Source organism: Streptomyces sp. NPDC060027, assembly GCF_042737005.1.
Classification (GTDB): Bacteria; Actinomycetota; Actinomycetes; order Streptomycetales; family Streptomycetaceae; genus Streptomyces.
Map to the genome: position 1 here is coordinate 1 of NZ_JBHWVI010000072.1, position 16,650 is coordinate 16,650.

General features: G+C 70.4%; 14 protein-coding genes, 2 pseudogenes and 1 riboswitch. Of the genes and pseudogenes, 7 read left to right on the top strand and 9 right to left on the bottom strand.

Features of this window, described 5'->3' with window-relative positions:
• The first annotated feature begins 348 nt into the window (after positions 1 to 348).
• Together ACFWBT_RS19515 and ACFWBT_RS19520 are read left to right on the top strand one after the other, a co-directional pair.
• Complete coding sequence (locus ACFWBT_RS19515; RefSeq protein WP_385701846.1) at positions 349 to 987, top strand: DUF4126 domain-containing protein; 639 nt, start codon at positions 349 to 351, stop codon at positions 985 to 987.
• 109 nt (positions 988 to 1,096) lie between these two features.
• Positions 1,097 to 2,620, top strand: coding sequence for a phytoene desaturase family protein (locus ACFWBT_RS19520; protein ID WP_385701848.1), 1,524 nt, complete (start codon positions 1,097 to 1,099; stop codon positions 2,618 to 2,620).
• 52 nt (positions 2,621 to 2,672) lie between these two features.
• Here ACFWBT_RS19520 and ACFWBT_RS19525 read toward each other — a convergent pair whose 3' ends face one another.
• The 6 genes from ACFWBT_RS19525 to ACFWBT_RS19550 form a co-directional block, all read right to left on the bottom strand.
• On the bottom strand, positions 2,673 to 3,680 hold the full coding sequence (locus ACFWBT_RS19525; RefSeq protein ID WP_385701850.1) for a hypothetical protein: 1,008 nt from the start codon (positions 3,678 to 3,680) through the stop codon (positions 2,673 to 2,675).
• Positions 3,681 to 3,736: 56 nt separating this feature from the next.
• On the bottom strand, positions 3,737 to 4,660 hold the full coding sequence (metF, locus tag ACFWBT_RS19530; RefSeq protein ID WP_351540051.1) for a methylenetetrahydrofolate reductase [NAD(P)H]: 924 nt from the start codon (positions 4,658 to 4,660) through the stop codon (positions 3,737 to 3,739).
• 178 nt (positions 4,661 to 4,838) lie between these two features.
• Positions 4,839 to 5,498: a thiamine phosphate synthase gene (thiE, locus tag ACFWBT_RS19535; RefSeq protein WP_385701852.1), complete on the bottom strand. Its 660-nt coding sequence runs from the start codon at positions 5,496 to 5,498 to the stop codon at positions 4,839 to 4,841.
• Positions 5,499 to 5,590: 92 nt separating this feature from the next.
• Positions 5,591 to 5,962, bottom strand: coding sequence for an Rv2175c family DNA-binding protein (locus ACFWBT_RS19540; RefSeq protein WP_351540045.1), 372 nt, complete (start codon positions 5,960 to 5,962; stop codon positions 5,591 to 5,593).
• A gap of 66 nt (positions 5,963 to 6,028) precedes the next feature.
• Positions 6,029 to 7,261 carry an NAD(P)/FAD-dependent oxidoreductase gene (locus tag ACFWBT_RS19545; RefSeq protein WP_385701855.1) on the bottom strand — a complete coding sequence of 411 codons (1,233 nt, stop codon included), beginning with the start codon at positions 7,259 to 7,261 and terminating at the stop codon, positions 6,029 to 6,031.
• A gap of 1,842 nt (positions 7,262 to 9,103) precedes the next feature.
• The gene (locus ACFWBT_RS19550; protein ID WP_385701857.1) at positions 9,104 to 9,736 is read right to left on the bottom strand and encodes a TetR family transcriptional regulator; all 633 of its coding nucleotides are present in this window, start codon (positions 9,734 to 9,736) and stop codon (positions 9,104 to 9,106) included.
• 97 nt (positions 9,737 to 9,833) lie between these two features.
• Here ACFWBT_RS19550 and ACFWBT_RS19555 point away from each other — a divergent pair, with 97 nt between their 5' ends.
• Positions 9,834 to 10,655, top strand: a complete 822-nt coding sequence (locus tag ACFWBT_RS19555; RefSeq protein WP_385701860.1) for an SDR family NAD(P)-dependent oxidoreductase — start codon at positions 9,834 to 9,836, stop codon at positions 10,653 to 10,655.
• A 506-nt stretch (positions 10,656 to 11,161) separates the two neighbouring features.
• Here the strand turns inward: ACFWBT_RS19555 and ACFWBT_RS19560 are convergent.
• Both ACFWBT_RS19560 and ACFWBT_RS19565 read right to left on the bottom strand, forming a co-directional pair.
• Positions 11,162 to 11,786: pseudogene (locus ACFWBT_RS19560) on the bottom strand (IS5 family transposase); the annotation flags it as partial.
• 78 nt (positions 11,787 to 11,864) lie between these two features.
• Entirely contained in the window at positions 11,865 to 12,380 is a 516-nt protein-coding gene (locus tag ACFWBT_RS19565; RefSeq protein ID WP_351130627.1) for a hypothetical protein, read from the bottom strand.
• Between the two features lie 140 nt (positions 12,381 to 12,520).
• Between ACFWBT_RS19565 and ACFWBT_RS19570 the strand changes: the two are divergent.
• A pseudogene (locus ACFWBT_RS19570) lies at positions 12,521 to 12,697 on the top strand (IS5/IS1182 family transposase); the annotation flags it as partial.
• 1,273 nt (positions 12,698 to 13,970) lie between these two features.
• Positions 13,971 to 14,654, top strand: coding sequence for a tyrosine-type recombinase/integrase (locus ACFWBT_RS19575; protein WP_385701862.1), 684 nt, complete (start codon positions 13,971 to 13,973; stop codon positions 14,652 to 14,654).
• Between the two features lie 92 nt (positions 14,655 to 14,746).
• Here the strand turns inward: ACFWBT_RS19575 and ACFWBT_RS19580 are convergent, their stop codons facing one another.
• Positions 14,747 to 15,124 carry a hypothetical protein gene (locus ACFWBT_RS19580; RefSeq protein ID WP_385701864.1) on the bottom strand — a complete coding sequence of 126 codons (378 nt, stop codon included), beginning with the start codon at positions 15,122 to 15,124 and terminating at the stop codon, positions 14,747 to 14,749.
• Between the two features lie 51 nt (positions 15,125 to 15,175).
• Positions 15,176 to 15,288: riboswitch (TPP riboswitch) on the top strand.
• Here ACFWBT_RS19580 and thiO point away from each other — a divergent pair.
• Positions 15,286 to 16,452 carry a glycine oxidase ThiO gene (thiO, locus tag ACFWBT_RS19585; RefSeq protein ID WP_385701867.1) on the top strand — a complete coding sequence of 389 codons (1,167 nt, stop codon included), beginning with the start codon at positions 15,286 to 15,288 and terminating at the stop codon, positions 16,450 to 16,452. It overlaps the preceding riboswitch by 3 nt.
• Complete coding sequence (gene thiS / locus ACFWBT_RS19590) at positions 16,449 to 16,649, top strand: sulfur carrier protein ThiS (protein WP_385701869.1); 201 nt, start codon at positions 16,449 to 16,451, stop codon at positions 16,647 to 16,649. The genes thiO and thiS overlap by 4 nt, the downstream gene beginning before the upstream one ends.
• Position 16,650 lies beyond the last annotated feature (1 nt).

Here is a 16,650-nt window from a genome sequence, read left to right on the forward strand (position 1 = left end):
CCGCGGGCCGTTCGAACCGGCGCCTCGTCGTGCTCCCCCGTACCCCCCGTACCCCCGTACCCCCCCCGTTGGGCCCCCGTTGGGCCCCCGTTGGGCCGTCCCCCGGACTCCCCCGTGTCTCACTCCCGCCGAGCGAGTCGGCGGAAGGAGCGGCCAAGGGCGCGGGTTCCGTTCCGCCGCCCCGTGTCGGCGGTACCGGAGCCGCGCCCCTCTCCGTGTCTCCACTCTGCCGTTCGCGCAGGTGGGGCCCATCCGTGCGCCTACTCATCTCACCCTGTAGGTACGGATACTCAGGCATACGCGCTCATGCCCAGCACGCGCCCTCGCCCACTGGTTACGATCGCGTCCGTGTCCGTACTCCCCCTGGTCTTCACCAGCGGCTGGGCCAGCGGCATCAACGCGTACGCGGTGGTGCTGCTCCTCGGCGTCTTCGGCGCGACGGGGCTGAGCGACGAGGTCCCGGAGTCCCTGCAACGCCCTGAGATCCTGGTCACAGTCGGTGTGCTGTTCCTCTGCGAGGCGGTCGCCGACAAGATCCCGTACGTGGACTCGGTGTGGGACTCCGTGCACACCGTGATCCGGCCGGCGGCGGGCGCGTGGGTCGGTGCGCTGCTCGCCGGACAGAGTGGCTCGGTCTCGGATCTGACGGCGGGCCTGATCGGCGGTTCGACGGCGCTGGCGAGCCACACGGTCAAGGCCGGGACACGGATGGCGATCAACACCTCGCCCGAGCCGTTCAGCAACTTCGTGATGAGCACCGCCGAGGATCTCGGGGTGGCCGGGCTCCTCACCTTCGCGATGTTCTATCCCGAGGCGGCGGCGGTCATCGCCGGTGTCCTGCTGGTCACCGGGCTCCTGGTGCTCTCCTTCCTCGTCTCCCGGATCAGACGGTTCCTGCGCCGCCGCGCGCAGCGCCGGGAGGAGAGACGGATGGCCGCGCGGGTGGAGCAGCCGCCCGGCCCGGCGTCACGGACGGACCTCGAATAACCGGGGCGGAGGGTCCGGGCGGCAGCCGGACCCGCTGACGCGGTCGGGCGGGACGGCCCGACCGGCCTCCGGGACGGGACTGTCGGTGGCGGCCGATAAAGTCGCCGGCATGGGACGGATTGCGGTGATCGGCGCCGGGATGGGCGCGATGGCGGCCGCCGCCCGGCTGGCCGTCGCGGGCCACCGGGTGGTGGTGTACGAGCGGACCGAGACGTACGGCGGCGCGGTGCGCCGCTTCGAGCGCGACGGTTTCGCCTTCGACACGGGACCGGGGCTGCTGCCGCTGCCCGCGGTCTACCGCGACCTGTTCGTCAAGACGGGCAAGCAGCCGCTGGAGGAGTGCGTCGAGCTGGTCCAGGTCGACCCGTCGACCGGCCATGTCTTCGCCGACGGCACACGGGTGTCCCTGCCGAACGCCTCGCGCGCGGGCGTGCTCGCCGCACTGGACGCGGCGCTCGGCGCGGACGCGGGCGTGCGGTGGGGCGACTTCCTGGTGCGGGCCCGCGAGGCATGGGACCGGACGCGCAGACCGCTCCTGGAGGAGCCGCTGTGGCCCAACTGGCCGGTGCTGGCCGAGCGCGAACCCTATCCCTCGGTGCCGCACAAGAAGCTGCTGCGCACCCGCCGGGCCGGCACCCTCGCCGAGGTGGCCGCCTGGGAGCTGCGCGACGCGCGCCTCACGGCCCTTCTGGAGAGCCACGCCCTGGTGTACGGGCTCGACCCGCGCGCCACCCCGGCGAGCGCCGCCGTGCTGCCGTACATGGAGCACGCCTTCGGCACCTGGTATGTGCGCGGCGGCATCCGGGAGCTCGCGCGCGCGGTGTACGAACGGTGTGTGGCCCGCCGGGTCGAGTTCCGTTTCGGGACGTCCGTCGAGCGGATCGTCGAGAAGGACGGCCGGGTCGTCGGGGTGGAGCTCTCCGGGGGCGCCTCCCGGCCCTCCGGCTCCGAGGGCGACACGTTCGCGGAGGCGGACTTCGTGGTCGCGGGCGTGGCGCCCGGTGTCCTGGACGGCCTTCTCCCCGGGGCGGTGGTCCGGGGCGGTGACGAGGTCCCGCCGCAGCCGGGGGCGGCCAGCCGGCTGACCGTGCTGCTCGCGCTGCGCGGCGGACGGCCCGCCGGGGTGGCGCACCGGACGGTGGTCCACACGGTCGACCGCGCGGGCGAGCTGGACCGGCTCTTCGGCGGGCACCCCGGGGTGCCCGCGTCGCCCACCGTCGTGGTGTCCCGCCCCGACGACCCCGCGCTGGTACCGGACGCGGAGCACGAGGCGGTCACGCTGACGGTCACGGTGCCGTCGGGCGCCCCGGTGTCCGAGGCGGACGTGGAGCGGGTCCTCGACGCGGCCGAGCGTGCCCTGCCGGGCCTGCGCGACCGGCTCCTGTGGCACGAGGTCCGCACCCCGGCCGACATCGCGGAGGCGACCGGCGCGGAGGGTGGCGCGGTCCCCGCTCCCGCTCTCGCCGCGGGGGACGGCCGGCTGCTGCACCCGTCGAACAGCACGCGTCTGCCCGGGCTCTTCACGGCCGGGAGCTGGGCGCACCCCGGCGGCGGTCTGCCGCACGCGGGTATGTCGGGCGCCCTGGTGGCCGGGCTGATCGTGGAGGGACCGGAGTTCCAGGGCTCGCAGTGAGCGGACCGGCGGGCAGCGGGGGCGAGGAGACCGTCGGCCGCTGTCCGGCCGGTCAGTACCGGTACTGCTCGTCGAACCCGGCGTTGTTGTTGCCGTTGCCCTGGTACGGGTACTGCTGCTGCTCGGGCGGGAGTTCGCCGCCGTACTCGTCGGTGCGCTGCTGCGGCACCCAGACACCGCCGGCCGGGGTCTCGCCGCCGTACGTACCGGTGGCGTACTGGTCCTGGCCGTAGTTCTGCTGTTGCTGCGTGTACTGCTGGTCGCCACCGGTGTAGGTGGTGTCGTACGAGGCGCCCGTGTACGTCTGCTGGCCGATGTACGGGTCGGAGTACGCGGCGTACTGCTGCTGGCTGTTGTCGTAGCCGTACTGCTGCTGGTCGTAGCCCGTGTACCCGTCGTACGCGTAGGCCTGCTGGTCCTGCGACTGGCCGCCCGTCGCGTAGCCCTGCTGGTCCTGGGCGGTCGTCGCGTAGGCCTGCTGGTCCTGGGACTGGGCCGCGCCCGCGTAGGACTGGTCGGTGGCGGCGGCGTAGGCGGCCGCGTTGTAGACGCCGTAGGAGCCGGTGTCCTCGGGCAGGGGCTGCGGTTCGTAGACCGCGGTGGACTCGGCGGCCGCGGGCTCGGCGGACTCCGGGGGCATGAACCGGTCGGACTGGGCGGGCGTGAAGACGTCGTCGTCGGCCGCGTACTCGTCGTCGCGCCGGTAGGCCGCTTCCTCGACGGCTTCGGGGTCGGAGGCCTCGGGCGACGGGTCCTCGCCCTCCGGCTCGCCGCGGCGGCGCTTGCTGGGCTTGGCCGACGCGGAGCGGCCGTTGATGGCCCAGCCCTGCGCGAAGCCCTGGCGGAACGACAGCGTCACATAGGTCTGACCGACAGTGAAGGCGGCCGCGCCCAGGCCGATGACCACGACCGAGTGCATCAGGACGCCGAGAACCACACCGAGGAAGCCGACGAAGGCGAGCAGCCGGAACCGCAGTCGCGCCTTGTACTGCAGCAGCACCTCGCCGAGCAGCCACAGCGCAACGATGCCGAATGCAAGATAGAGGACCGTCAAGCCCATGTACGCCCCTCTCCCAGTGGCCGCTACGCAGTGTGTCGTACGCGGGTGCGACCGGTCTAGGCCTGCTGCGGGTGGTGCAGGCCCAGATTCTCGTAGATTTCCAGCGTCGCCGTGGAGTTGTTCAGCGTGATGAAGTGCAGTCCGGGGACTCCCTCGGCCAGCAGCCTCGCACAGAACTCCGTCGCGAACTCGATCCCAATGGAGCGTACAGCCGCCGGATCGTCTTTGACTGTGAGGATCCGCTCTTTCAGGACGTCCGGGAACGAGGCATTGGAAAGTTTGGGGAGCCGTTCCAACATCTTCACACTTGTCACCGGCATGACTTCCGGGATGACCGGCGTCGCGCAGCCCGCCGCGTCGACGCGGTCCCGCAGGCGCAGATAGGACTCCGGCTGGAAGAACATCTGCGTGATCGCGTAGTCGGCGCCGGCGCGGCACTTGTCGACGAAGTGGGAGACGTCCAGGTCCCATGTGCTGGACCGCGGGTGCATCTCCGGGAAGGCCGCGACCCCGACGCAGAAATCGCCCGACTCCTTGATGAGGCGCACGAGTTCGGCCGCGTAGGTCAGACCCTTGGGGTGCGGGACCCACTCGCCCATGGGGTCGCCGGGCGGGTCGCCGCGCACGGCGAGCATGTTGCGGATGCCCGCGTCCGCGTACTGCCCGATGATGTTGCGCAGTTCCGCGATGGAGTGATTGACCGCGGTGAGGTGGGCGACCGGGGTCAGCGTCGTGTCGAGGACGATCTGCTCGGTCTCCTTGACCGTGCCGGCCCGGGTGGAGCCGCCGGCTCCGTAGGTCACGGAGACGAAGTCGGGCGCGACGGCCTCGACCCTCCGCAGGGCGTTCCACAGGTTCCGCTCGCCCTTGGGGGTCTTCGGCGCCGAGAACTCGAACGAGTACGTCTGTTTGCCGGTCGCGAGCATGTCGCGCACGGTGCGTGCGCGATCAGTCCTGGTGGAAGCAGATCCGAGGGCCATACTCGCAGGTTAGCCAGAGGGCGTCGGTCCCCCAACCGAACCGCTGGGATTTGTCCGATCTGTCGACTTCTTGTCCACCCCTCGGACAGCGGTCGCATCAGCCTGCTCCCGGGGCCCTCCCCGCACGCTCCGCGCGGACGTCCGCCGTGCGGCACGCTCCGCGCGGCCGCTGCCGTGCCTACGCCGCGCGCAGCCTCTTGGCGAACTCCGCCGCGGCCGCTGCGGGGTCGTCCGCTTCGGTGATCGCCCGTACGACGACGACCCGGCGGGCGCCGGCTTCGAGCACCTCGTCGAGCCGGCCGAGGTCGATGCCGCCGATCGCGAACCAGGGGCGGTCGGTGCCGAGGGCGGCCGTGCTGCGGACCAGGTCGAGGCCGGGTGCGTGGCGGCCGGGCTTGGTGGGGGTGGGCCAGCAGGGGCCGGTGCAGAAGTAGTCCACGCCCTCCTGGACCGCGGCGGCCGCGGCCTCGGACCCGGCGTGCGTGGAGCGGCCGATGAGGACCTCGTCGCCGAGGATCGCGCGGGCCGCGGGAACCGGGAGGTCTCCCTGGCCCAGGTGCAGTACGTCGGCTCGGGCGGCGTGGGCCACGTCGGCCCGGTCGTTGACCGCGAGGAGCTTGCCGTGCCGGGCGCAGGCGTCCGCGAAGACCTGGAGGTGTTCCAGCTCCTCGCCCGCCTCCATGCCCTTGTCGCGCAGCTGCACGATGTCGACGCCGCTCCCCAGGACCGCGTCGAGGAACTCGGCGAGGTCGCCCTGACGCCTGCGGGCGTCGGTGCACAGGTAGACGCGGGCGTCGGCGAGCCGGCCCCGCGCCGTGGTGGCGGCGTTCTCGGGCATGCGTGTGTCCCCCGTTGATCGGTGGGCGGGGCGCGCGGCGGCCGGGGTGGTCCCGCCGCCGCGCGTCCCGCGCCGGACGGTCTCGTTGCAGGTCAGACGGCGAGCGCCTGGGCGCGGCGCTTCACCTCCGTGCCGCGATTCTCGCTCAGAGCCTGCGCGGGGGTGCCGGGCAGGGTCGGGTCGGGGGTGAAGAGCCATTCGAGGGCCTCTTCGTCGGAGAAGCCGTCGTCCCTCAGGAGCGTCAGGGTGCCGGACAGGCCCTTGACGACCTTCTGCTCGTCCGCGTCGATGAAGGCGGCGGGAACGTGCAGCGCGCGGTTCTCACCACGGCGTACGGCGATCAGCTGGCCGTCCTTGACCAGCTGCCGGACGCGCGTCACCTCGACGCCGAACTGCTCGGCGATGTCGGGGAGGGTGAGCCAGGCGGGGACGAGAGCATCGATCTTTGCGTCAATCTCGGTCACGGGACAAGCCTGCCATCCCGGACTGACAGTCGGAAGCCGAGGGCCCCCCGACCTGGAGTGACGGATTCAGGCCGTGGCGGCCTTCAGCGGCCTCGACGGGTCCGCGAGCAGCTCCGGATCCATCAGCGCGCCCGCCTCGATGAGCCGGCGGCCCTGCGCGAGATCCCTCGGGCGGCCCACCGCCAGAAGAGCGACCAGACGCGTCTCGTGGAGCCAGCACACCGACCAGGAGGCGCCCGAGGAGTCACCGCGCCACACCAGGGTGTCGGCGGGCGCGTGGTGGCCGACGTACTGCACGAAGCGGCCGAACTGCTCGGACCAGAAATACGGCACCGGGTCGTAGGCGGCGGGAGCCTCCCCGATGATGTTCGCGGCGACCGTGCGCGGGCCCTGCAGGGCGTTGTCCCAGTGGTGGACGAGGAGGCGGTCCTCGTAGCGTCCCGACGGGAAGGAGGCGCAGTCGCCGACCGCGTAGACGTCCGCCAGGGAGGTCCGCAGGTGGTCGTCGGCGACGATCTCGCGGTGGGCGCCGAGTTCGATTCCGGAGCCGGCGATCCAGGCGGTCGCGGGCCGCGCCCCGATCCCGACCACGACGGCGCCCGCGGGCACCCGGGAGCCGTCGTCCAGGACCACCGCGCCGGGCTCGATGCGCTCCACGCGCGCGTGGGTGCGCAACGTGGCCCCGCTGTCCGCGTACCAGGCGGCCATCGGTGCGGCCACCTCGGCGGGCAGCGCGCCGGCGAGCGGCCGGTCGGCGGCCTCGACGACCGTCACCGCGCAGCCCGCCTCACGCGCCGCCGTGGCGAACTCGGCGCCGATCCAGCCCGCGCCGACGACCACGATGTCGTGCTGCTGGGCGAGGACGGGACGCAGCCGTTCGGCGTCGTCCAGGGTGCGCAGCAGGTGCACCCCGGGCACGCCCTCCGCGCCGGGCAGCCGGATCGGTTCGGCGCCGGTGGCGACGACCAGGACGTCGTACGGGACGGGTCCGCCCTCGGTGTCCAGCTCGTGGTCCCCGGGGCGCACGCCGAGCGCCGCGCGGCCCAGCCTCAGCTCGATGTCCAGGGCCTCGAAGTCGATGTCGAAGGCGGAGCCCTCGGCCTTGCCCAGGAGTACGGCCTTGGACAGCGGCGGCCGGTCGTACGGCTGATGCGGCTCCGCGCCGATCAGCGTGACGGTGCCCGTGAAGCCCTGCTCGCGCAGGGCGACCGCGGTCTGCACTCCGGCCATGCCCGCGCCCACCACGACGACCCGCCGTGCCGTGGGCCCCTGCGACTGTGCCTGCGTCTGCTCGCTCACCTGATCACCATAGACACGTGACAGGTATCGCTTACCTCTAAATGGGGTACGCGGCGCCCCGGTAACCAGGGATGAAGCACTCGTCGTCTGTCGCTGTCTGTCGTGGTTGGCCACTCTCGGACGGCCCACAGACGGCCCAGCCTCGGCCCCCGAGGAGCCGCTATCGCTAGCGACAGGGGCCGCTAGCGTTAGCGGCCCCGCTAGCGACCAAAGCCGCTCGGGACCACTGTGTTAGCGGTTAGCGAGCCATCTGGGCAGACTCCAAAATCGTGCCGCTCGGGCTCCGGAGAGGAGCGCCGGCCGGATCGATATCGGGCCCCGCGGCTTGTCGCTTGTCGCTTGTCTTGTCGCTTGTCGGGTCGCAGGTCAAAGACGGTCTCGGGTTCCCAGCCACGGCCTCTGCCGATGTCACGACAAGCGACAAGGGTCTCGATGGCGGAGCTCCCGCGCGGCCCGACCGTCCGAGGAGCAGGAGCAAGGAGGACCGCCCTTCGAGCGGACGTTTCTTCGGTCGCCCTCCCCAACTCGCGGCCTTTCAGCGTGGGCGGCTGCCGGGCTACTGGGTAGTGGGCCCCAGTAGGAAAACTCCGGTTGGGGCCCTCGGACCGCTCTACTGGGGTGCCTACTGGGTAGTGGGGCGCACCCCACTACCCAGTAGCTAGGCCTGAGTTGGATGAGAACCCCCGGATGCCGCCTCTTGCAAGACTCCTCGAAGCGAACTGCGGGCGCTGTGGCCGCTGGGATCTCCGCGATTGGTACGGCGCGCGGCTAAAGGGCGCGGACGACCATCACAGGTCTGTGGAGTTGCTGCACTTCGCTGCTGCTTTCGAACCGACAGCGAAAAGGGCCACAACGGCGACCGCATCGACGTAGGCGCTCACCGCTTCCGCGACTGGTGGCCACGCCATCATCAGCACGAGGACGATGACGACCACCCACGGGTACCGAGGGCGGTTTGACAGAACCTCCGGGTTCGTAGCCCATCACCGTCGCGTCCCTGCTGGCAGACTGGCCGGAGCGGCGTTGATGGGCTTCCCACTGTTTTAGGAGCGAGGTTGGGCGATCGCAGGCGTGACCTGCGGATTCCCTGCCTTGGGTAGAGGCTGGCGGTACCTCCCTGGCGAACCCCGGTTCCCCGTGAGTCCCTGTGCGTTCTGGCACGAGAGTGGCACGGCCCGGGGACCGTGCCACAGCTCCTCGATGCGAACTACGGACACGATGGGTCGCTGAGGTCTCCGGACCTGATCACGGGGGTTGCAGAGGCTCGGGATGTTCGCCTGCGGTCGCCACGGTTGCTGTACTTCGCTGCTGTACTGCAACGCCTCCGGAGGCAGTCGTCTAGCCGCCGCCTGACGATCGATGGCGGGGAGCGCTCCAGAGGCCCAGACGTTGGAGACGGCGCTGCCTGTAGCGCTCTCCCAAGGCCGTCAACCCGAAGACAGTCCCTATAGCTGCGGCGAAGCCTCCCGCGATCAACACCTCACCCCACGATCCATGATCCCCGAGCGTGGCCGCCGCGCAGAGGATCGCGATCGGTACCCCGGTGCATACACCGATGCCGATTGGATGGCGAGCGGAGAAGCGCTGGGATCGAGTCGGTGGCTGCTGTCCGCCGAGCATCCGGTCTATGGACCAGAAGGCGCGCTTGAGATTGTCCTGGAGGGCGGGCACGGGGCGGAGTCTAGGGTCAGCTCAATGACTCAGCCAAGCGTCGAAGCAGCCGGGACTAGAGCGCCAGTCCGCTAGCCAGGCGGCGACGTCAAAAGATCAGCATGATGACGTGAGCCGTTACCGCGCGGAGTGAGGGCCGAGCCGACCGGCAAGGGTGGCATCGGCCGTTGGCTATTCGCTGAGTTCGCTCAGCGCGCCCATCGCCTGGTCCAGGAGGACGGAGAGCGGAGTCGTCCCGTTGCCTGCCGTCCAGGCGTCGGTGGCGGCGTCCAGACATGCGATGGCTGAGGCGACGAGGGCCCGGGCGCGGGGATCGTCGGTGGATTCCGAGTCGCAGCCGAGCCGGCGGGCGATCTCGGGCGCCAGCATGCTCTGCCAGCCCTGCGTCTTCTCCCACTGGCGGGTCATCAGGGCGCAGGCGTCACTGAGCAACTGCATCAGCCTCAGGGACGGCTCGGGCTCGGCAGCCCGGGGCTCGGTGATCACGTCGAAGGCGCGGCGCAGCGCCTCCCAGGGCCGCTCGCCCTCGGGACGGGCGGCAAGCGCGGCGGCCACCTCATGGCCGAACTCGTTCATCTTGCCGAGGACGAGCTCCTCCTTGGTGCCGAAGTACCGGAAGAAGGTGGTCCGCGACAGGCCCGCCTCGGCGGCGATCTGCTCGACGGTTGTCTTGCCGAAGCCCTGCTCGGCGAAGAGCCGGAACGCGACCTCGCTGACCTCGGCGCGCATCGCGGCACGGGTCCGCTCCCGCAGTGAGGCGGGCGCGGCAGCGCGGGCGGATGAAGTCCTGGATGTCTCGACCATGCCGCAAGTGTAGTACAAAGACCCGAAGTGGTACTCGGTCCCATTATAGGTTACCGTTTCTCTCGTTGACTTGATTCCACTTTTCAGGAGAATTCCCATGAGCAAGATCTGGTTCATCACCGGTTCCTCCCGCGGCTTTGGCCGCCGGTTCGCCGAGGCCGCGCTGTTGCGCGGCGACAATGTCGCGGCGACCGCCCGCAACACCGATTCCCTGGCCGACCTGCTCGTCGCCCATGGCGACGCGATCCTGCCGCTGTCCCTGGACGTCACGGACAAGACCGCCGTGACCGAGGCCGTCAAGCGGGCCCACGAGCACTTCGGACGCCTGGACGTCGTCGTCAACAACGCCGGCTACGGCCTGTTCGGCATGGTCGAGGAGCTCACCGAAGAGAACGTCCGCGCCCAGTTCGACACGAACGTGCTCGGAACCCTGTGGGTCACCCAGGCGGCACTGCCCTACCTGCGTGCCCAGGGCAGCGGCCACATCATCAACGTGTCCAGCCTGCTCGGCCTCGCCGCCTTCCCTATGACGGGCGGCTACACCGCCACCAAGGCGGCCGTCGAGGGGCTCTCCGACTCCCTGGCCCAGGAGGTCACCGGCTTCGGCATCAAGGTCACCGTCGTCGAGCCCGGCCCCTTCGGCACCGAGTTCGGCACGTCCTCCGCCTTCTCCGAGCCGCTGGCCGCCTACGACGGCGTACGGGAGGCGGCCAACGCCGGCTCCGCCACCATGCCGAGTCCCGACCCGGCCGGTGTCGGCCCCGCGCTGCTGAAGGTCGTCGACGCCGACAACCCCCCGGCGCGGGTCTTCTTCGGCACCCTCCCCCTCCAGGTCGTCCCGCAGGTGTACGCCGACCGGCTCAAGGTCTGGCAGGAGTGGGCCGAACTGTCCGCCGAGGCCGAGGCCGGCCAGGGCTGAGCACCCCCGAGGGCGGTTCGGGCGCATGAGAGCCTTCCGCGCCCGGACCGCTCAACCCGCCGGGCCCCTCCCGCACGGTCACGGCCTCCGCGCGGCCCATCTGGCACGTAAGTGGCACGGCGCCCCTCGCCGGCCGGAAACGAAAGAGGCCCAGGTCCCCGGATTTACACCGGCTGACCTGGGCCTTGTTCGTGTCCTGAGACTGGTGGGCGCGGACGGTTTCGAACCGCCGACATCCGCCTTGTAAGTTCGGTCGGGCGTCGCCGAGACTTGGAGACACGTAGCTCTAGCGCACTGGTCAGCGACGGCCACTCCGGTCGCTGCACGGGCCTGACGGCAGGCGAGCGGCCGGGGACGGTTGCCGCGGCTGTGGTACCGCACTGCTAACCCGGAGCCTCAGCATCGTCGGGTCGTAGCAAGCACAACGATCTCGCTGAACAATCATCTGCCCGCTGGCAGACTGCCTCGTATGTCTGAGACACCACGCGCCGCCCTAAGACGTCGTTTCACTTGGCGAGTCGGCGGTGATTGATGAGGCTGGTGGCAATGGCGGTGAAGGCCAGGAAGTGTTCTCGACGCCGCGCCGGGCGATGCGGGGGGTGATGTTCCGCTCGCGGAGCCATCGACGCAGGTAGGGATAGTCGTAGCCCTTGTCGCCGTGGAGCTTTGCCGGCCGCCGGCGCCGCGGTCCGCGGGGGCTGCGAACCGGCGGGATCCCCATGACCAGCGGTTGCAGGGCCAGGCTCTCATGGGTGTTGGTGGCCGAGATGGCGACGGAAACGGGCAGGCCGGCACGATCGACGACGAGATGGATTTTCGATCCCAACTTGCCGCGGTCGGTCGGATTCGGTCCGGTCAACGGCCCCCTTTGAGGACGCGGACACTGACCGAGTCAACGGCGAATCGCGACCAGTCCAAGGCCCCCTGAGCACCGAGTTCGTCGAGGATGACGCGGTGCAGGCGGGCCCAGACACGCTGCTGACTCCACCGTGCGAAACGCCGGTAGACGGTGGGCCAGGCCGGCCCGAACACCGGCGGCAACTGCCGCCAGGGACACCCGGACTTGGTGGATGAGGTGGTCGTTGAGTGCGGGCGTGTGGAACACCGGTCGCGGTTGTTGCCGGCGCGGGGTGGTGGTCTATTTCGTGCTCGCGATCCGCATGGGCCGAGGAGCGGCCGGGCGCTGACACTGGCGGCGCCCCCGCCGTGTCAGTGCCCGGCAGAGGCCTTCACCAGGGCCACCGCCACACCGATCACCGCGTCCAGGATGCCTGCCACCACCGCCGCCAGGGCGCCGCCTCCCATGCGCAGCCCGCCCAGGCAGCCCCACAGGAAGAGGGAGACGACGCCCACCCACGCCGCCACCAGCAATGCGGTGTGCACGGAAAAGACCTCCAGCGCGGCCAGAGCGATCAGCACGGCCGGACCCACGGCGCACGACAGAAGTGGGCTGCTGACGTACAGCATGCGGCGCAGCTCGTGGCCGGTGGCGAGGTGGCCGTGCACTGTGCGGTGCGCCTGCTGGTCGGCGACGACCGCCGCGAGCCACAGCCCCAGAGCGGTCGTGAGGACCGTTGCGACAGCGCCGAGGGAACCCACATCACCGGCGGACAGACCGACGACCACGGCAATCATCGTGATGGTCGCATAGATGCGCTCTTTCAGACGGTCCGCCAGGGCGCCGGCCTCCGTGCCAGGCGGCAGATCCGCTCGCTGGTCGTCCACCACCCGATGCCCCTCATCTGTCACGGGACGCAGGTCACGCGTCCCTGCTCGGCCGTCGCGGCACGCGCAGTGTGCGGTACCACGACCACCAGCATGCATCGGGCCGTGCCAAGACACCGGCAACCACGAGCGCATGCCTGGCGTTGCCGCCGTGCTTCGGGGCGCGTCCAAGTCGACCGTGCATCGCCGGTTTGTCATCTGGTCCCGTGCGGGAGTCTGGGGCCGGCTGCACCAGAAGGTTCTCCAGCTCTTGGACGAACGGGGACCTGGTCGACCTCTCCCGCACAGTTCTCGACTCTGCTCATGTGCGAGCTCAATAGGAACGGCCTACGGCCGTACGTCCCTTGGCGGCTCGCTGCGCTCGCGCGGCGAGCGCCGTTCGGGGCGAAGGCCATAGGCGCCTCTCAGGACGCCTGAACCCCCTTGCAGGGGGCGGAAGACCTCGGGGGCGTGAACGACTACCCATGGCCTCACGAAGACGCTGTATGACGCCAGTTTCCCTCCCTGGAAACCGTGGCAACTTGGAAACCCGCAGGTCAATGAGCAGTTGCAGGGCTCAACCGATGCTGTCAACGCAACCGGCGGCATCAACCGCCGCAACTCGGGCGGGCTGGCGACCCACGCAATGCCGCGCACAAGCAAGAGGAGCACCCCCCCCCCCCCCCCCCGTCGCGCGTGGTGCTCCTCTTGCTTGTGCGTCGGACGGCAATCCAGGAAGTGCGACGGATCTGCCCGCCCACCCGGAATACCTTCCAAGAGGCGGACGGCAGGCTTGGGCGAGCGTCGTTGGGCCCGTTTAGTTCCGTGCGGCCCACCGCGGCTCTTCAGGAGGGGGTGCGCACTGCCCCCTCCTGAAGAGCCGTCCTTCGCTCTCTTACTGGAGATTGAGGGAAGATAGCGTCCGCAGCGTCCGCCGGGCATCGGTCGCCCACTCTGAGCTGTACTTTCTGTGTGGACGCTAAACAAAATGTTTAGCGTCCACTAGCGTCCGCAGCGTCCGGTCACCCTCAGTTACAAATAGCGTCTTTCCGCAAGTCAAGGCCGCTCTTAGTAGGGGGAGAGCTGCGGACGCTGAACGCTACGGAACGACGAAGGGACCACCCGCGCCGGCGCGCAGGGTGGTCTCTTCGGTCCTCGCGTAGCCCGCCCGGTGGAGGAGCGGGGCCCCGTAAGAAGGCTGCTTTCGCAGGGGCGCAACGGCCGTCAGAGTCACAGGCGTTGCTGCGCGAGCGAAGCGAGCTGCCAAGAGTCGTGCGGCCTTTGGCCGCTCGTTTTATCCCGCGTGAGCGCGTGCGACTGGTGAAGACTCCTCGCGCGGCCGTCGGGACGCGGCTACGTCTGCATGCCTTCCCGTACATCGGCTCCCGGCCGCTCGGCTCGTTCCATCCCGAGCACATCCGAGAGTGGTCCCACACTCTCGAATCGTCTGGGCTGGCCACGTCGTACCGACGGGCCATCTTCGGCAACGTCTCGTCCGTCGTCAGGGCCGCGGTGGACGATCGGCTCATTGCGAGGAACCCCTGCCGCGCCGGATCGGTCAGGGCCCCGAAGCCCGCTGCCGGCCGCGTACGGCCGTGGAGTGTTGACCGTGTGTTCGCCACGCGTGCAGCGCTCCTGGAACGCTTTCGGGCAACCTCCGACGTCGGAGGAGGTTGCGGACTTCGGCAGGGCGAAATCTTCGGCCTGCCGGTCGATGAGGTGGAGTTCCTGACGGGTTGGCTGCACGTGGGCTACCAGGTGAGGCCGATCAACAAGCATTTGGTCTTCGCGCCACCGAAGGGCGGAAAGGTCCGTGACGTACCTCTCCCCAAGGAGGTCAGCACCGCCCTTGCTGCTCACATCAAGCGATTCCCGCCCGTAGATGTCACCCTCCCGTGGCGCACGCTGGACGGCCCCCCAGTGACGAAGAAACTGATCTTCACCAACGAGGACGGTTCGGCGCTGCACCGGAACACCTTCAATCTCAGCGTCTGGAAGCCCGCTCTCGTGGCCGCAGGCGTCATCCCGAAGCCTGAGCGGGGCAGGCGGGCCCAAGCATCCCGCGAGGACGGCATGCACGCGCTGAGGCATTTCTACGCCTCCGTACTGCTGGACGCGGGAGAGAACATCAAGGCCCTGAGCCAGTACCTCGGGCACAGTGATCCGGGATTCACGTTGAAGGTCTACACACACCTCATGCCGAGCAGCGAAAGCCGCACCCGGTCAGCCGTGGACAGCATGTACGAAGCGGCCAGGAAAGCCCACGACGGCCCAGAGACGGCCCAGGCGGCCTGAGCGACACTGCTACCGGCAGCAAACCTGCTGGTAGCAGTGCGTTCGGCATGGCTCCGTCAATAAATCACCGTAGACACCTGACATTTCGTCAGTCAGCGGACGTGCTCAGTGACCTGTTCCACACGGCCGGTCGCGCGCACCTCTTCCACCACGCTCGTCCCTGTGCCTGTCCGCGACTCCCAGGCCCAGCTCTCCTCCAGCCGCACGCGGCCGTCGGGCAGTTGCACCACGAGGGACACGCAGTGGCCCGACGAGGTGGTCCCGTCGGGCTTCAGCTGCACGTACCGGAAGTCGAGGCGGTCGCCCTCACGGGTACCCACGAGGTGCCCGCGGACGACGTCGCCGCCCGCGTAGTCGGCCCAGACCACGCCGTCCTCCTCGTGGTACCGGAAGCGGGTGCGGGTGCCGACCTGGCCCGGCGCCTGGTCGGCGACGGGGGCGAGGACGAGGCCGTCGAGCGATCGTGACACGGGCGGAGGCTCCCTTACTGGGACGGGCGGGGCGGGCTAGGGTGGCCAACGTAAAGCACTCGCGGGAGCCCGGACGCACCGGGCTGAGAGGGAGGCTGGACGGCCTCCGACCGTACGAACCTGATCCGGGTCATGCCGGCGAAGGGAGGGGCTGGACGCCCATGTCGCCTGCACGTTCCTCAGACGTCCTCGTCATCGGGGGCGGAATCATCGGTCTGGTGACGGCCTGGCGGGCCGCTCAGCGCGGGTTCGCCACCGCGCTCGTGGACCCCGAGCCGGGCGGCGGGGCCGCCCAGGTCGCGGCCGGGATGCTCGCCGCCGTCACCGAGCTGCACTACGGCGAGGAGACCCTGCTGGGCCTCAACCTCGCCTCCGCGCGCCGCTATCCGGACTTCGCCGCCGAGCTGACCGAGGCGTCCGGCCAGGACCTCGGCTATCTGCGGTGCGGCACGCTGGCCGTCGCGCTGGACGCCGACGACCGCGCGCACCTGCGGGAACTGCACGCCCTGCAGAGCCGGTCGGGGCTGGAGTCGGAGTGGCTGAGCGGACGTGAGTGCCGCCGTCTCGAGCCGATGCTCGCGCCCGGTGTGCGCGGTGGTCTGCGGGTCGACGGCGACCACCAGATCGACCCGCGGCGCCTCGCGAGTGCCCTGGTCACGGCGTGCGAGCGGACCGGAGTGGTCCTGCACCGGACCTGGGCGGAGCGTCTGACCGTCGTACGGGACCGGGCCGCGGGAGTGATCACCACGGACGGCACCGAACTCGCCGCGGGCCAGGTGGTGCTGGCCGGGGGCAGCCTCAGCGGGCGTCTGGCGGGCGTCCCCGAGGACGTCCTGCCGCCCGTGCGCCCGGTCAAGGGGCAGGTGCTGCGGCTGGCCGTGCCGCGGCCGTACGCGCCCTTCCTGAACCGCACGGTGCGGGCCATGGTGCGCGGCAGCCACGTCTACCTGGTGCCGCGCCGGAACGGCGAGCTCGTGGTGGGCGCGACCAGCGAGGAACTGGGCTGGGACACCACCGTGACGGCGGGCGGCGTCTACGAGCTGCTGCGCGACGCCCATGAGCTGGTTCCCGGGATCACCGAGCTGCCGCTCGTCGAGACCCGCGCGGGGCTGCGCCCCGGCTCGCCCGACAACGCGCCGCTGCTCGGCCCCACCGCGCTGGACGGACTGCTGCTGGCCACCGGGCACTTCCGCAACGGCGTGCTCCTGACGCCCGTCACCGGCGACGCGATGGCCCATGTCCTGACCACCGGCGAACTCCCCGCCGAAGCCCGCCCCTTCAGCCCCCTGCGCTTCGGCGCCACCGCCCTCACGGAGCAGCCCGCATGAACATCGTCGTCAACGGGGAGCGGCAGCGGATCGCCGCCGGGACCGCTCTCGACACGCTCGTCGCGACCCTCACCCCCGCGCCGGCCGGAGTGGCCGCCGCCCTGAACGAAACCGTCGTCCCGCGCACGCAGTGGTCGTCCACGGCTCTCACCGAGGGCGACCGCGTCGAAGTCCTCACCGCCGTCCAAGGAGGCTGAC